The sequence below is a fragment of the Candidatus Pelagibacter communis genome, from assembly GCF_001179985.1.
Classification (GTDB): domain Bacteria; phylum Pseudomonadota; class Alphaproteobacteria; order Pelagibacterales; family Pelagibacteraceae; genus Pelagibacter; species Pelagibacter ubique_J.
Genome location: NZ_CVSI01000058.1, coordinates 173,107 through 188,511 on the forward strand (window position 1 = coordinate 173,107; position 15,405 = coordinate 188,511).

At 27.8% G+C, this 15,405-nt stretch carries 15 protein-coding genes; 7 read left to right on the forward strand and 8 right to left on the reverse strand.

All coding sequences use genetic code 11. From position 1 onward, the window contains the following. Positions 1-4 precede the first annotated feature (4 nt). Positions 5-742 (forward strand): amino acid ABC transporter permease, encoded by a 738-nt coding sequence (locus AMN80_RS03225; protein ID WP_075520551.1) that lies wholly within the window; start codon positions 5-7, stop codon positions 740-742. On the opposite strand, the gene AMN80_RS03230 is transcribed toward AMN80_RS03225, so the two are convergent. Genes AMN80_RS03230 through gatC form a run of 6 tightly spaced genes read right to left on the reverse strand, consistent with a single transcriptional unit; the run spans position 735 to position 6,861 of the window. Continuing rightward, positions 735-2,090, reverse strand: coding sequence for an MATE family efflux transporter (locus AMN80_RS03230; protein ID WP_075520552.1), 1,356 nt, complete (start codon positions 2,088-2,090; stop codon positions 735-737). The genes AMN80_RS03225 and AMN80_RS03230 overlap by 8 nt on opposite strands. A gap of 6 nt (positions 2,091-2,096) precedes the next feature. Beyond that, entirely contained in the window at positions 2,097-2,996 is a 900-nt protein-coding gene (locus AMN80_RS03235; protein ID WP_075520553.1) for an oxygen-dependent tRNA uridine(34) hydroxylase TrhO, read from the reverse strand. Beyond that, positions 2,996-3,652, reverse strand: a complete 657-nt coding sequence (locus AMN80_RS03240; protein ID WP_075520554.1) for an O-methyltransferase — start codon at positions 3,650-3,652, stop codon at positions 2,996-2,998. Before AMN80_RS03240 ends, AMN80_RS03235 begins: the two co-directional genes overlap by 1 nt. Before the next feature lies 1 nt (position 3,653). Further along, positions 3,654-5,120 (reverse strand): Asp-tRNA(Asn)/Glu-tRNA(Gln) amidotransferase subunit GatB, encoded by a 1,467-nt coding sequence (gene gatB, locus AMN80_RS03245; RefSeq protein WP_075520555.1) that lies wholly within the window; start codon positions 5,118-5,120, stop codon positions 3,654-3,656. Beyond that, a complete protein-coding gene (gatA, locus tag AMN80_RS03250) occupies positions 5,117-6,574 on the reverse strand; it encodes an Asp-tRNA(Asn)/Glu-tRNA(Gln) amidotransferase subunit GatA (RefSeq protein WP_075520746.1) in 1,458 nt (485 codons plus the stop codon). Before gatA ends, gatB begins: the two co-directional genes overlap by 4 nt. Further along, entirely contained in the window at positions 6,574-6,861 is a 288-nt protein-coding gene (gene gatC / locus AMN80_RS03255) for an Asp-tRNA(Asn)/Glu-tRNA(Gln) amidotransferase subunit GatC (RefSeq protein ID WP_075520556.1), read from the reverse strand. The genes gatA and gatC overlap by 1 nt, the downstream gene beginning before the upstream one ends. Positions 6,862-6,906: 45 nt before the next feature. Here gatC and ruvX point away from each other — a divergent pair, with 45 nt between their 5' ends. The 6 genes from ruvX to AMN80_RS03285 are packed head-to-tail and all read left to right on the forward strand — an operon-like array spanning position 6,907 to position 13,269. Beyond that, entirely contained in the window at positions 6,907-7,362 is a 456-nt protein-coding gene (ruvX, locus tag AMN80_RS03260; protein ID WP_075520557.1) for a Holliday junction resolvase RuvX, read from the forward strand. A 41-nt stretch (positions 7,363-7,403) separates the two neighbouring features. Next, positions 7,404-8,342, forward strand: coding sequence for an aspartate carbamoyltransferase catalytic subunit (locus AMN80_RS03265; RefSeq protein WP_075520558.1), 939 nt, complete (start codon positions 7,404-7,406; stop codon positions 8,340-8,342). Then, a complete protein-coding gene (pyrC, locus tag AMN80_RS03270; protein WP_075520559.1) occupies positions 8,342-9,628 on the forward strand; it encodes a dihydroorotase in 1,287 nt (428 codons plus the stop codon). Before AMN80_RS03265 ends, pyrC begins: the two co-directional genes overlap by 1 nt. Beyond that, positions 9,622-10,209, forward strand: coding sequence for a glycerol-3-phosphate 1-O-acyltransferase PlsY (gene plsY / locus AMN80_RS03275; RefSeq protein ID WP_075520560.1), 588 nt, complete (start codon positions 9,622-9,624; stop codon positions 10,207-10,209). The genes pyrC and plsY overlap by 7 nt, the downstream gene beginning before the upstream one ends. 36 nt (positions 10,210-10,245) lie before the next feature. Beyond that, positions 10,246-12,807, forward strand: a complete 2,562-nt coding sequence (gene topA, locus AMN80_RS03280; RefSeq protein WP_075520561.1) for a type I DNA topoisomerase — start codon at positions 10,246-10,248, stop codon at positions 12,805-12,807. Then, positions 12,808-13,269 (forward strand): RidA family protein, encoded by a 462-nt coding sequence (locus AMN80_RS03285; RefSeq protein WP_075520562.1) that lies wholly within the window; start codon positions 12,808-12,810, stop codon positions 13,267-13,269. It begins immediately after the preceding gene. Here AMN80_RS03285 and AMN80_RS03290 read toward each other — a convergent pair whose 3' ends face one another. Next, positions 13,270-14,568 (reverse strand): UDP-glucose dehydrogenase family protein, encoded by a 1,299-nt coding sequence (locus AMN80_RS03290; protein WP_075520563.1) that lies wholly within the window; start codon positions 14,566-14,568, stop codon positions 13,270-13,272. It abuts the gene before it with no gap. Next, positions 14,565-15,380 carry a sugar phosphate nucleotidyltransferase gene (locus AMN80_RS03295; protein ID WP_075520564.1) on the reverse strand — a complete coding sequence of 272 codons (816 nt, stop codon included), beginning with the start codon at positions 15,378-15,380 and terminating at the stop codon, positions 14,565-14,567. The genes AMN80_RS03290 and AMN80_RS03295 overlap by 4 nt, the downstream gene beginning before the upstream one ends. Positions 15,381-15,405 lie beyond the last annotated feature (25 nt).

Here is a 15,405-nt window from a genome sequence, read left to right on the forward strand (position 1 = left end):
ATGTGTGAAAAATATTATTTTTCTAATATTTATATTATTATTTCTTAATTCTTGTTCTAAACAAGAGTTAGACTGGTTAATTTTATCTCCAAATAATGTAGATGGATTAACAAATCTGAAATTTCTCATAAGTGGATTTACAACAACAATATACATATCCTTAGTTTCAATATTTATCTCAATAATTCTAGGTCTAATAATTGCAATTCCATCATTAGCAAAAAATAAATTTCTTACTTATATAAATATTGGCTATGTAGAAATCATTAGAGCGATACCATTATTAGTTTTAATCTTATGGATTTATTATGGTTTACCAATAATGACAGGTATAAGTTTTAGTCCATTTGTGTCTGGTATTATAGCTTTATCAATAAGTGAAAGTGCTTTTCAAGCTGAAATATTTAGAGCTGGAATAAATTCAATTAAAAAATCTCAATGGGAAGCTGGTAGTTCTCTTGGGTTCTCTTTTTTTAAAAAATTAAGACTCATAATATTACCACAAGCTATTAAAAATATACTTCCTGCTATTGGTAATCAATTTGTATATGTTTTAAAAATGTCATCCCTTGTTTCAATTATAGGAATTGGTGATTTAACGAGAAAAGCAAATGAGCTTGTTGTTACAACTTATAGACCATTAGAAATTTATACTTTTTTAATATTTGAATATCTAATTTTAATTTTAGTAGTTTCTTATTTTGTAAGAAAATTTGAAAAAAAATTAGCAAAGTCTAACTAGTTTTTTTAAATACTGAATTAAAAAAAGATCCAATAAAGATTAATATGCAAAATCCCATAAACCAATTAGTGAACAACAAAGTATAGAAAATATCTTCATATGATCCATCTTTAATATTTATTACATACCATAAACATAAAAATGGTAGAGCTGTTAATCTTAAGATACCAAGGTATAAACTATATATTGGCCTTTTTACTGATTGAAATAAGGCTGTTGTTATAAAGAAAGTAGGATAAATGGGACCTATCAAAGCTGCAATTTTTAAATAAATTGTACCATAACTAATTGTATTCAAATCTTCTGTGAATAAACTTATGAGAAATGATGCATTAAAATAAATTATGATACCTGCTAATGTCATAAAAGAACAACCAAATTTGAGAGCTTTTAAATATAATTCTCTAATTCGCTCATAATTTTTAGCTCCAAAATTTTGACTTGAGATAGAAAGTACAGCCGTATTTAATCCAATAACTGGTAACAAAAAAACTTGTTCAATTCTTAAAGCAGTACCATAACCAGCTGCAGCCAAATCGCCAAATTTTCCTACAAAATATAAAACATTAAACAATCCAACACCAATTAAAAGCATACTAAACATAACTGGAACAGATTGAAATATTAGGTTTTTAAAGTAAAAAATTTTTGGTTTAAAGCATTCAAAAAGTAGATACTGTTTTAATTTACAACAATAAACTTTGTAAATTAAATAAGTTGCACCTAAAAATTGGCATATAACTGTTGCTATGGCAATTCCAGAAATACCAAAGGCAGGTATAAAACCATATCCAAATATGAATATAGGATTTAAGATTATGTTTAAAAAAAAGGTAAAAACCAAAACATTTCTGTAACTCTTTGTATCTCCTTGAGCATTTAGAGTGCCATTTAAAGATGTTTGTATTAAAACTAAAACAGTGCAGTAAAATATTATATCCAGATACTCTCTTGTTAATAAAATATTTTCTAAACTAGAACCCATTAGTCCCAATAAAAAATCTGATATATTTAAACCAACATAGGTAACTAAAAGAGAAACGAAAACAGCATATAGAAAAGATTGCCCAACAAACATTGATGCTCTTTTTTCATTCTTTTCACCAATTGAATTTCCGATTAAGGTATTTGTAGCAGCGCCTACTCCAACACCAATTGCAATTATGATAAAATATATTGGAAAAGATTTAGCCAAAGCACTAAGAGCTTCAGGTGATATTTTACCAGCGAAATAGGTATCAACTAAATTATAAAAAGTTTGAAATAATGATCCAATACTAGCAGGAACTGTTACTTTTCTTAATAATGGCCAAATGGGATCTCTTAATAAATTAATTTTTTTATACATATTATTTTATTTTTCAATTTGATAAAAATATTTTTGACCTTTCTTTTTAGATAGGTTGATTTGTTTTTGTCTCATACGAAATCTTTGTTTTTGTTTATCAGTTAATTTATGAAAACAATTAGAACAGCTGACTCCTTCCTCATATTGCTTGTTTTTTTTTTCTAATTTCGTAATAGGTTCTCTACAACCAGCACAAACTTTTAAATTACCAGGTTTTAGACCATGTTTTACCGATACTCTATTGTCAAAGACAAAACAATCACCTTTCCATAAACTTTTTTTTTTATCAATTTTATTTAAATAATTAATGATACCTCCATTTAATTGATAAACATTTTTAAAACCTTTATTTCTCAAATAAAAACTTGCCTTTTCACATCTAATACCACCGGTACAAAACATACCTATGTTATTATTTTTTTTTAGTGATTTAAAATATTTTGGAAAGTCTCTAAAATTATTAAGTTTTGGATTTATTGATCCTTTAAAAGTACCAACTCTAAATTCAAAACTTTTTCTGGTATCAATAATGACAGTGTTTTTTTTTTTAATAAAATTATTCCAATTTTCAGGATCAATTTGATTATCAATAATTCTTTTTTTTAATTTAATACCAATAGGAACAAGTTCTTTTTTAATTTTAATTTTACCTTTGTGAAAAGCTTGATATTTATAATGTGATAAATTTTGGCTATCAAAGTTCTTTAAATTTAAAATTTTTTTTATATTTTTTCTTATTGAAATATATCTATCAATTTTAAAGTTTATTGTTCCATTTACACCTTCAGGGGATAATATTATAGTCCCTCTAAAATTTTCTTGTTTTAGATAATTATCAAGTAATTCCTTTTTCTTTCTAAGATTTGTAATCTTTTTAAATTTGTAAAAACCAAAAATATTATACATTATAATTTTCTACAAATTGATAAACCATCACCAATTGGTAAAATGATATTTTCTACTCTATTGTCTTTATCGATATGTGAATTAAATTCCCGAATTTTAATAGTAAGTTTGTCATTTTTATTTTTGTCTATAACGTCACCGTACCATAAAACATTATCTGTTATAATTATCCCTGATTTTTTTAACATTTTTAAAGATTTTTCAAAATAATTTATATAATTTTCCTTATCAGCATCAATAAATACTAAGTCAAAAACTTCTTTGTTTTCAAGAAGCTCATCTAGTCCATCACTGGCATTTTTTAATAAAAGATTTATTTTGTTTTCAAGATTAGCTTTAACAAAAAAATTTTTAGCTATTTCAGATGTTTGTTTGTTTTTGTCTATAGCTATTAAATTTGAATCATTATTCATAGCTAATCCCATTGTTAAAGCGCTTAAACCTGTAAATGTTCCAATTTCTAAAATTTTTTTTGGATTATATAATTTTATTATAAGGTGTAATAGATGGCATTGACTTAATGAAATTTGCATTTTTTTCTTTTCACCCAAAGTTTTGTTATATTTAATAATCTCCCTCTGAATCGGATTGAGTTTATAAGAATGATTGTTTATATATTCTTCGAGTTCGTTTGTAATCTTAATGTTAGAACCCATTTTACTTAAATTTTTTTTTCAAAATTTCATTAACAAGTTTTGGATTTGCTTTACCATTTGAATTTTTCATAACTTGACCAACAAAAAAACCAAATAATTTGTCTTTTCCTGATTTATAAGCTTCAACATTTTTTGGGTTTTCGGTGATTACTTTATCAATTAAATTTTCTAATTCCTTAGGATCACTTTGTTGTTTTAAACCTTTTTCTTCTACAATAGTTATTGGATCTTTATCTCCATCTCTCATTATTTCAAACACAGATTTAGCAATCTTGCCTGAAATAGTTCCATCTTTGATTAAATTAATTAATTTTGATAAATTTTTTGAGGAAATTGGACTTTCTGTTATTTCAATATTTTTTTCATTTAATAATGCAAATAACTCTCCTGTTATCCAGTTTGTAGCTAATTTTACATCAGAGTTTTTTGAAACTTCCTCAAAATATTTTGAAATTTCAATGTCTGAAACTAGTATATTTGCCTCATAAGGTGATAGTTTAAATTTTTCAATAAATCTTTTCTTTTTTTCATCAGGAAGCTCAGGAATATCTTTTTTTATTTGATCTATATAATTATCATTTAATTCAAGCGGTAAAAGATCCGGATCTGGAAAATATCTATAATCATGTGCATCTTCTTTAGATCTCATAGATCTTGTTTCATTTTTTTTGGTATCAAATAATCTTGTTTCTTGATCAATAGAGCCACCCTCTTCAATTACGTCTACTTGACGATTAGCTTCGAAATCTATGGCCATTTGCATAAATTTAATAGAATTGACATTTTTAATTTCACATCTTGTGCCTAGTTTTTTATCTCCTTTTTTTCGAACAGAAACGTTTACATCAGCTCTTAATGAGCCTTCTTGCATATTACCATCGCAAGTTCCTAAATATCTCATTATCGATCTTAATTTTTTAATATATGCATTTACTTCATCTAAAGATCTTAAATCAGGTTTGCTAACTATTTCCATTAAAGCTACACCTGATCTATTTAAGTCAACTAATGTGCTTTGAGGATCTATATCATGAATACTTTTTCCTGCATCTTGCTCCAAATGAAGTCTTTCAATTCCAATATTTTTTTCCCCATTCGGCATATCTAATGTAACAGAACCCTCACCCACAATTGGATTTTTATATTGAGAAATTTGATAACCTTGAGGCAAATCAGCATAAAAATAATTTTTTCGATCAAATATTGATCTTTTGTTAATCTTAGCTTTTAATCCAATACCTGTCTTAACAGCTTGTTTGATACAATGTTCGTTAATTACTGGCAACATTCCAGGGAATGCTGCATCGACCAAGCTAACTTGAGTATTAGGTTCTGATCCAAATTTTGTTGATGAAGTTGAAAATAATTTAGACTCAGATAAGACTTGTGCATGAACTTCAAGACCAATAATAACTTCATATTTGTTATCATTTCTTATTATTAGATATTCACCATTATTTTTACTCACTTAATCCACCAATCAGTTATATTATTTTTAAAGCTTATATTTTTTTCTAAAGCAAATGCGATATTTAAAATACTTTGCTCATCAAATGCCTTTCCAATAACTTGTAAACCTAGTGGGTAACCTTTTTTGTCATGACCCGCTGGAATTGATATAGCAGGTAAGCCTGCAAGATTAATTGGAACTGTGAAAATATCATTCAAATACATTGATACTGGATCGTTTAATTTTTCTCCAATCTTAAAAGCAGAGCTTGGTGTAGATGGAGTTAATATAGCGTCTACTTTTTTATAAGCCTCATCAAAATCATTTTTGATTAGTCTTCTTACTTTTTGAGCTTTTAAATAATATGCATCGTAATAACCTGATGATAAAACATATGTTCCAATCATAATTCTTCGCTTTACTTCATCACCAAAACCCTCTGATCTTGTTTTTTCGTACATGTCTATAAGATTTTCACCTTTTGATCTAAAACCATATTTTACACCATCGTATCGAGCAAGATTTGATGAGGCTTCTGCAGGAGCTACAATGTAATATGTTGGTAAAGCATAATTGGTATTAGGTAAACTTATTTCAATAATTTGACCTCCATTTTCTTTAATAATTTTTATTCCTTTTTCCCATAGCTCATCAATTTCTTTTGGCATTCCATCAACTCTATATTCTTTTGGTATGCCTATTTTTTTTCCTTTAATATTCTCATTTAAATTAGTTAAATAATTTTCTCTTTTGAAATCAACAGAAGTTGAATCTTTTATATCGTAAGTACTCATAATTTCGAACATCAAAGAACAATCTTTGACATCATGAGTCATGGGTCCTGCTTGATCCAAAGATGATGCAAATGCTACTATACCATACCTGGAGCAACTACCGTATGTTGGTTTTAAACCAACTGTACCGGTAAAGGACGCTGGTTGTCTAATAGATCCACCTGTATCTGTACCTATTGTTGCTGGAGTTAATTTTGCAGCCAATGCTGATGATGATCCACCAGAAGATCCACCAGGTACTAAATTCTCAGATACTGGATTTTGAACGTTCCCAAAATAACTTGTTTCATTAGAAGAACCCATTGCAAATTCATCACAGTTTAACTTTCCAATTATAATACCTCCTTCATCTAGAATATTTTGGGTTACTGTTGACTCATAAGTTGGAACGAAATTTTCAAGAATTTTACTTCCGGCTGTAGTTCTAATATTTTTTGTACAAAACAAGTCTTTTACGGCAATAGGTATACCAGGTAATTTTTTTTTAAAGTCTGGTTTTTGATCAAATATTTTTGCTTTTTTAATTGCATTTTCATAATTTTCAGAAATATAAGTATTAAGTTTTTTTGATTTTTTCGATCTTTCAATAAAAGCAATAGTTACCTCGGTTGACGATAATTCTTTTTTTTTAATTTTGTCTACAAGTTCAACTAATTTTAAATCTGTTATATTGCTCATCATTCAACTACCTTAGGCACAACAAAAAAATCTTTATTTTTGTCTGGTGAATTTTTTAAAATATCCTCACGAATATTTTCAGATTTTATCTCGTCTTTACGTAGTTTTAATGTAGTTTCAGCAATTGAGGTTAATGGTTCAGTATTTTTTGTATCTAATTCATTTAATTTTTCAATAAAAGAAAAGATTGAATTTAAATCTTTGCCTAATTTTTTAGCTTTATTATCATCGATTGAAATCCTAGATAATTTAGATATGTGCTTTACTGTTTTAAGATCAATTGTCATATGATATGAATATCAAAAACTATCATTAAATCTGAAAAATACAATATGATCACTATTGAGAGTCTTAAGAAAAAAATTGACATTAATGCGAGATTAATTGGTTTGGATTTAGGGTCAAAACGTATAGGTGTAGCAATTTGTGATGATAGAAGAAAAATATCTACTCCATTTAAAACAATAGATTATAAGAATATGCAATATCTATTGGATCAATTAACAAACATTATTTATGAAAATAACGTGTCTGGAATTATAATTGGATACCCAATTAATATGGATGGCAGTTTAGGAAGAGCAGCTCAATCTGTTACCGATAAAGCAAATATGATATCGAAAAACTTAGAGATTGATGTTGTACTTTGGGATGAGAGAATGTCAACCAAAGGTGCTTTTAATATCTCTAAAGAATTAGACGTTAATGTAACCAAAAGAGAGAAAAAAATTGATGAAAACGCTGCATCATTCATTTTACAAGGGGCAATCGATTATCTTAATAATTAAGCTTGCATTAAACATGCTTTGAAGTTATAGAGTTAGTTTTAATGGCCAATTCAAAAAATGCTGTTAAAATTTCTAAAAAACATCTTTTAGGTATTCAGGATCTATCAATCTCTGATGTAAAGACTATTCTTTCAGAATCAAAAAACTTCATAGCTTTGAACAAAAGCAAAAATAAAAAAATAGATATCTTGAGAGGTAAAACACAAATAAATTTATTTTTTGAACCATCTACTAGAACTCAAAGTTCATTTGAGCTTGCTGGAAAGAGATTGGGTGCTGATGTTATGTCAATGAATATAACTAATTCAGCAATTAAAAAAGGAGAAACTTTAGTAGACACTGCAATGACTTTAAATGCGATGCACCCTGATATTATTGTTGTAAGACATCAAGACTCAGGTGCCTCAAATTTATTGTCACAAAAAGTTAACTGTGCGGTATTAAATGCAGGCGATGGCAGAAGAGAACATCCCACTCAAGCTTTGCTTGATGCTTTAACAATTATGGAAAAGAAAAATAAAATAGAAGGTCTTAAAATTGCAATTTGTGGAGATATACTTCATTCAAGAGTTGCTAGATCAAATATTTATTTATTAAATATGTTGGGTGCAGATATAAATATAGTTGCACCATCTAATTTGATGCCAAAAGATCTAGAAAAATTTGGTGTCACCACTTTTACAAATATGAAAGAAGGAGTGAAAGATTGTGATATTGTGATGATGTTAAGATTACAAAATGAAAGAATGACAAGTTCATTTCTCTCATCAAATAGAGAGTATTATGAATATTATGGGCTTACACCAGATAAATTAGAGAAAGCAAAAAGTGATGCAATAATTATGCACCCTGGTCCTATGAATAGAGGAATAGAAATAGATACAAAATTAGCTGATGATATTAATAAAAGTGTAATTAAAGAACAGGTTGAATTAGGTGTTGCTGTAAGGATGGCCTGTCTAAAGTTATTTTGTGAATGATGAAAAAACAATATTTTTTAAATGCAAAAATAATAGATCCTAAAAACTCTATAGATGAAATTGGCGGTTTGATTATTGGTGAAAATGGAAAAATTGAAGCAATAGGTAAAAAAGTAAATCAGAATAATATTCCTTCAAGAGAAAAATATGTAGATCTTAAAGAAAAATTTATATTTCCTGGTCTTGTTGATATGAGGGTATTTGTAGGTGAGCCAGGCTACGAATATAAAGAAAATTTCAGAACATTAAGTAATGCAGCGCTAGCTGGGGGTGTTACATCAGTAGTTACAATGCCTAATACTTCACCTGTTATAGATAATGTTTCTATGGTTGACTTTCTTAAAAGAAGAGGAAGAGATAAATCAAAAATTAATATATTTCCAACCGCAAGTTTAACAAAAAGTCTGGAAGGAACTAATATGAATGAATTTGGTCTTTTAAATAAAAAAGGAATAATAGGTTATACAGATGGTACGCAAACTATTCAAAATACAAGATTAATGTCCAGAATTATGAGATCTGCTTTTGATTTAGATGCATTAGTAATACAACATGCAGAAGATAATGAATTATCAAAAGATGGACAAGTAAATGACGGGATAATCGCAACTAAACTTGGTCTTCAAGGCATACCTGACTACGCAGAAAAAATTATTATCGAAAGAGATTTGACTTTGCTAGAGGATTTCAATTGTAGATATCATATAGCTCAAATATCATCAGAAAAGTCTGTTGAAATAATTAAAAATAGAAAAGAAATTGTAAAATTTACAACTGGTGTTTCAATTAATAATTTATCATTAAACCAAAATGATATAGGAGACTTTCGTACTTTCCTTAAATTATCCCCTCCTCTAAGGACAGAAGAGGACAGATTGTCTCTAATAAAGGGTATAAACCAAAATTTGATAGATGTAATTGTCTCAGATCATAAACCTGAAGATGAGGAGTCAAAAAGATTAACATTTTCACAAGCTGCAACAGGTGCCTCTGGTATAGAAACTCTTTTACCACTTGCATTAGAATTATTTCACAACGGATCAATAAAATTAAATAAGATAATTGAGTGTCTGACATGCAACCCTGCTAAAATTTTAAAAATTAATAAAGGAAGTCTTTCTGTAGGAAGTGATGCAGACTTTTGTATTGTTGATATATACAAGCCATGGGTAGTTAAAAAAGAAAAAATGATATCAAAATCTAAGAATACTTGTATAGAGGACAAAAAACTACAAGGTAAAGTATTAAGCACTTTTATTAATGGAGTAGAGTTATTTAAATGTTAAATTTAGAAATTACTTTTATTATTATTATTTCTTATTTATTTGGCTCTATTCCATTTGGGCTTATCTTAACTAAAATTTTTATCGGTAAGGATATTAGAAAAATAGGTTCTGGAAATATTGGAGCGACTAATGTTTTAAGATCAGGAAATAAACTTATAGGATACTTAACATTAGCTCTTGATATTTTAAAAGCTGTAGTGCCTATTTTGTTTATTAATTTTTATTATAATGATCAATTATACTTAGCTTCTTTATCAGTTTTTATAGGTCATGTTTTTCCGGTTTGGCTTAAATTTAAAGGTGGTAAAGGTGTAGCGACTTATGTTGGAATTTTATTTTGTTTAAATTATTTGTCAGGAATAGTGTTTTGTGTAACTTGGTTATTAATTTTTTTTATATTTAAATACTCTTCTTTAAGTTCAATTGTATCAAGTTTTTGTATACCTATTTTTCAATTTTTTTTAATTTCAGATCCCTTTTATTATTTCTACTTTATAATGTTCATAATGATTTTTTATACACATAGAGAAAATATAAAACGCCTAATAAATAAGACAGAATCTAAGACAAAAATTTATTAATTTGACTATCTAGGTCTTTAATGTACTTTTATTATAATGAATTTAGTCATTGTTGAAAGTCCAGCCAAAGCAAAAACAATAAATAAATATTTAGGTAAAGATTATACAGTTCTTGCAAGTTACGGTCATATAAGAGATTTACCATCTAAAAATGGATCTGTAGATCCAGAAAATAAATTCAAAATGATATGGGAAGTAGATAGTTTTTCGAAAAAATATTTAAAAGAGATTACAGATGTTGCAAAAGACTCTGATAAAATTATTTTAGCTACCGACCCTGATCGTGAAGGAGAAGCAATAGCATGGCATGTCAAAGAATTTTTAGATGAAAAAAAAATACTTAAAGATAAAAAAATTGAAAGAGTAGTATTTAACGAAATCACAAAAAAAGCAGTTATAAATGGCATAGAAAATCCTAGATCACTTGAAGGTCAACTTGTTGATGCTTACATGGCAAGAAGAGCTTTAGATTATTTAGTAGGTTTTAACATTTCACCAATATTATGGACTAAATTACCAGGCTCTAAGTCAGCTGGTAGAGTTCAATCAGTAGCTTTAAGATTGTTAACTGAAAGAGAACATGAAATTGAGGTATTTAATCCAGAAGAATTTTGGACAATAAATGTAAATTTTATTACTTCTTCAAAAAATATTTTAACTTCATCAATATCTGAATTAAACGGAGAAAAAATTGAAAAATTTAGTTTTAGAAACAAAGAAGATATAAATAGTGCCATTTCAAAAATTAAGGAAAAAAAATATTTAATTAAAGATATAACTTCAAAAATATATACAAGGAACCCGTCAGGTCCTTTTACAACTTCAACTCTCCAGCAATCTGCTTCAAGTAAATTAGGTTTTGGTGCTTCAAGAACAATGCAAATTGCACAAAGACTCTATCAAGGTATTGAGATAGACGGGGATACCAAAGGTTTAATAACTTATATGAGAACTGATGGCACTAATATATCCAAAGAAGCTATTCCATTATTTAGAAAATATATAGAGGAAAATTATGGTGATGATTATCTTCCCGAGCAAGCCAATAATTATTCTGGTAAAAAAGCAAAAAATGCACAAGAAGCACATGAAGCAATAAGACCAACGGAAATAAAAAATTCACCTGAAAGTATAAAAAAATATTTAAGTACAGATCAGTATAAATTATATGATCTTATTTGGTCTAGAGCTCTATCATCTCAAATGCAGCCAGCTAAATTCGATAGAAAAACTATATTAATTACCTCAGAAGATGGGAAGAACATATTAAAATCTAGTGGTTCAACTATAAAATTTGATGGGTTTTTAAAACTTCAAAAAATTGATGAAAATGATGATGAAAAAATATTACCTGAAGTATCTAAGGGACCTATCGAAATAAAAGAATTTAATGATGAGCAACATTTTACACAACCACCTCCACGATTTTCAGAAGCAAGTTTAGTTAAAAAATTAGAGGAATTAGGAATTGGTCGTCCTTCAACATATGCAAGTATTATCTCTGTTATATCTAATAGAGGATATGCTGATATAGTAAATAAGAGATTTTTCCCAACCGATAGAGGAAAATTACTATCTGCCTTTTTGGAGAAACTGTTTTCAAGATATGTTGACTATGATTTTACTGCTAAACTTGAGGATCAATTAGATGATATCACCTCTGGGAAAGAAAATTGGATAAAAGTTTTAGATCAATTTTGGATAGATTTTAATAAGAATGTTTTAAATGTAAAAGAAAAGAGAACACGAGAAGTACTTGATTTATTAAATGAAAGTTTGGGAAAGTTAATATTTGATACAGATGAAAATGGTAAAATTGATAGAAAATGTAAGGTTTGTCAAACAGGAGAATTAAGTTTAAAAAATAGCTTTAGAGGAGGTGCATTTATTGGGTGTTCTGGTTATCCAGAGTGTAAATTTACAAGACCTCTTTCTAAAATTAAAGCATCACAACAAGTGAATCTAGCAGAACCTAAATTAATAGGAAAAAATGATATCGGAAAGGAAATATTTTTAAAAAATGGAAGATTTGGTCCTTATTTGCAATACGAACTAAGCGATGAAGAAATAGAAAATATTAAAAAAACGAAAACTAAAACCAAAAAGAAAAAGAAAGAAGAAAGTAACTATAAAAATGTATCAATACCAAAAGGTTTAGATATAGAAAATGTTGATCTTGATAAGGCAAAATATTTATGTTCACTTCCCAAAATAATTGGTAAACATCCAGATTTAGAAAAAGATATTACAATAAATGTTGGTCGATTTGGTCCATATTTGAAATGCGATAATAAATCTGCAAGATTAGAAAGTATTGATGAATTGTTTAATATTGGATTAAACAGAGCAATAACTTTAATATCAGAAGCTAAGCCAGGTAGAATTTCATCTTCTATTATAAAAGATTTAGGTGAACACCCAGAAGACAAAAAACCTGTTAGAATTATGAAGGGTCAGTACGGACCTTACATTAAATACAAATCATTAAATGCTACAATTCCTGAAGAGAAAGATCCAGCTGAAATAACAATGGAAGAGGCATTGATTTTGATTGAGAAAAGAAAAGAATACGATAGAAGTAAAAAGAAAAAAAAATAAATGAGTGCTGATAAAAAATTAAAAGAAAATAAGATTGTTTTACCTGAAGCACCAACACCAGTAGGATCATACCTAGCAAGTAAAATTGTTGGAAAATTATTATATATTTCAGGACAAATTTCTATGAACTCAAACGGTGAGTTAATAAAAGGTAAGTTAGGTAAAGATTTAAATACAGAAGAGGGATATAAAGCAGCAGAAAGATGTGCGCTAAGTATTTTAGCTCAAGCAAAGAAAATATTATCTGGAGATCTAGATAAAATCAAATCTTGTGTAAAAATAGTTGGTTTTGTTAATTCGACAAATGATTTTATTGAACAACCAAAAGTAATTAATGGCGCGTCTGATATGTTGGTGAAAATTCTCGAAGATAAAGGAATGCATACTAGAGCGGCAGTTAGTGTTAATAGCTTACCGTTAGGTGTTGCGGTCGAGATTGATGCAATTTTTGAAATAAAATAACTATCTTCCTATACCAAAATAGTTAATACCTTTTTTTTTCATTGATTTTGGAGAATATAGATTACGCATATCAAACACCTTAAAATTGCTCTTTTTAATTAATTTTTTAAAATTTAAAGTTTTAAATTCATTCCATTCAGTGTGAAGAATTATTAAATCTGATCTAAGGCATGCTTGAGATACATTTTTACAATATTTAACTCTTTTAAATTTCTTAAATTCATTTTTTTTACCTGACGGATCAAAATAATTGATAATAGCTCCCTTTTTTAATAATTTTGGTATCATATATAAACTCGATGCTTCTCTCATATCGTCAGTGTTAGGCTTAAAAGTAACTCCTAAAAAAGTTATTAATTTATTTTTTAGATTATTATTTAAAATTTTGTATACTTTTTCTGTTAATAATTTTTTTCTATCTTCATTTGATTTAATTACAGCTTTTATAATTGATAAATTTGATTTGAACTTATTTGAGGTGTCTATTATTGCTCTAGTATCCTTAGGAAAACATGAGCCTCCGTATGCCGGGCCAGCTCTTAAAAATCTATCCCCTATTCGTTGATCTGAACCCATACCTTGAGAAATTTCTTTAATATCAACATTTGTTTTTTCACAAAGATTTGCTAATTCATTGATATAGGATATCTTTGTAGCTAGAAAAGCATTTGATGCATATTTAATTAGTTCAGCTCCACGTCTTGAGGTTCTAAAATATCTGCTTGTCTTTTTAACTATAGGTAAATAAAGGTTCTTAAGATATTTATTTGCCTTATTACTATCAGTTCCGACTACAACTCTATCAGGGCTCAAAAAATCTCTTATTGCCTCACCCTCTCTTAAAAATTCAGGATTAGAAACAACATCTACCAATTTTTTTCTTTTTTGTTTTATCAAAATTTTTTCAATTTTATCACCAGTAGTGACAGGTACTGTGGACTTTGTGATAACAACTTTGTATTTTTTTATGAGTTTTTTTAAATTATTGGCAACATTAAAAACATATTTCAAATCAGCCGAGTTACTATTTTTTTTAGTGGGAGTACCAACACAGATAAATATAATATCAGAGTTTTCTACTGCCTCTTTTAAATTATTAGTAAAAATTAATCTTTTTTGTTTATAATTGCGCTTTAGAATTTCCTCTAAACCAGGTTCATATATGGGCACTATTCCTTTATCAAGAGCATTAATTTTTTCAATATCATTATCTACGCAATAAACAGTATTTCCAAGATCTGAAAAACAAACCCCACTAACCAAGCCAACATAACCTGTTCCTATCATACACAGTTTCATAACTTTGATATTTCTATTCCTGATTTGATATACCCAGACATACTTCCACAATCTAAATATTTACCACGGAATTTATGTCCAATAAATTTATCCCCGTCGTTTATCAATTTTTTAATTGCATCTGTAATATGAATTTCACCACCTTTACCTGGTTTAAGATTTTTTAATTTAGAAAATATTTTTTTTGGAAGAATATATCTACCTATTACTGCATTTGTAGAAGGTGCTTTTTTAATAGTTGGTTTTTCAATTACATCTTTAATAAAAAAATTATCCTTATTAAGTCTTTTGGATACCGAATATATGCCCCATCTACTTACATTGTTTTTTTTTACTTTCATACTCGCCATAACGGAACATCTATTTTTCATGCTAATACTAATCATGTCTTTTGAACAATTTTTTTTTACGATTAAATCATCTGGTAATAACATTAAAAAATATTTATCTTTTATAAATTTTTTTGTTTTAAGTACGGCATCACCAGTACCCAAAGGTTTGTTTTGATATACAAATTTTATCATCTTTTTATATTTTAGGATTTTTCTATACTCGTTAATTATTCTTTTATCACCCTTTTTTTTAATGATTTTTTTGTAAAAATTATCCTTATAAAAATAATCTTTTATCATCATTTTGTTTTTGGAAATTATAAATACAACTTCTTTAATTCCAGCATCAATACATTCATCTAATATATATTCGATACCAGCTCGACCATTCATTGGTAATAATTCTTTGGCAAAAACGCTTGTTAATGGCAGGAGTCTTGTACCAAGACCAGCCAAAGGTATTATTGCTTGTCTAATCATAAATAACTATTATTAGTGGAGTACC

Coding starts and splice junctions, on each gene's coding strand:
- AMN80_RS03230 (WP_075520552.1), bottom strand. CDS start 2,090: ATGTATAAAAAAATTAATTTATTAAGAGATCCCATTTGGCCATTATTA.
- AMN80_RS03235 (WP_075520553.1), bottom strand. CDS start 2,996: ATGTATAATATTTTTGGTTTTTACAAATTTAAAAAGATTACAAATCTT.
- AMN80_RS03240 (WP_075520554.1), bottom strand. CDS start 3,652: ATGGGTTCTAACATTAAGATTACAAACGAACTCGAAGAATATATAAAC.
- gatA (WP_075520746.1), bottom strand. CDS start 6,574: ATGAGCAATATAACAGATTTAAAATTAGTTGAACTTGTAGACAAAATT.
- gatC (WP_075520556.1), bottom strand. CDS start 6,861: ATGACAATTGATCTTAAAACAGTAAAGCACATATCTAAATTATCTAGG.
- ruvX (WP_075520557.1), top strand. CDS start 6,907: ATGATCACTATTGAGAGTCTTAAGAAAAAAATTGACATTAATGCGAGA.
- AMN80_RS03265 (WP_075520558.1), top strand. CDS start 7,404: ATGGCCAATTCAAAAAATGCTGTTAAAATTTCTAAAAAACATCTTTTA.
- pyrC (WP_075520559.1), top strand. CDS start 8,342: ATGAAAAAACAATATTTTTTAAATGCAAAAATAATAGATCCTAAAAAC.
- plsY (WP_075520560.1), top strand. CDS start 9,622: ATGTTAAATTTAGAAATTACTTTTATTATTATTATTTCTTATTTATTT.
- topA (WP_075520561.1), top strand. CDS start 10,246: ATGAATTTAGTCATTGTTGAAAGTCCAGCCAAAGCAAAAACAATAAAT.
- AMN80_RS03285 (WP_075520562.1), top strand. CDS start 12,808: ATGAGTGCTGATAAAAAATTAAAAGAAAATAAGATTGTTTTACCTGAA.
- AMN80_RS03290 (WP_075520563.1), bottom strand. CDS start 14,568: ATGAAACTGTGTATGATAGGAACAGGTTATGTTGGCTTGGTTAGTGGG.
- AMN80_RS03295 (WP_075520564.1), bottom strand. CDS start 15,380: ATGATTAGACAAGCAATAATACCTTTGGCTGGTCTTGGTACAAGACTC.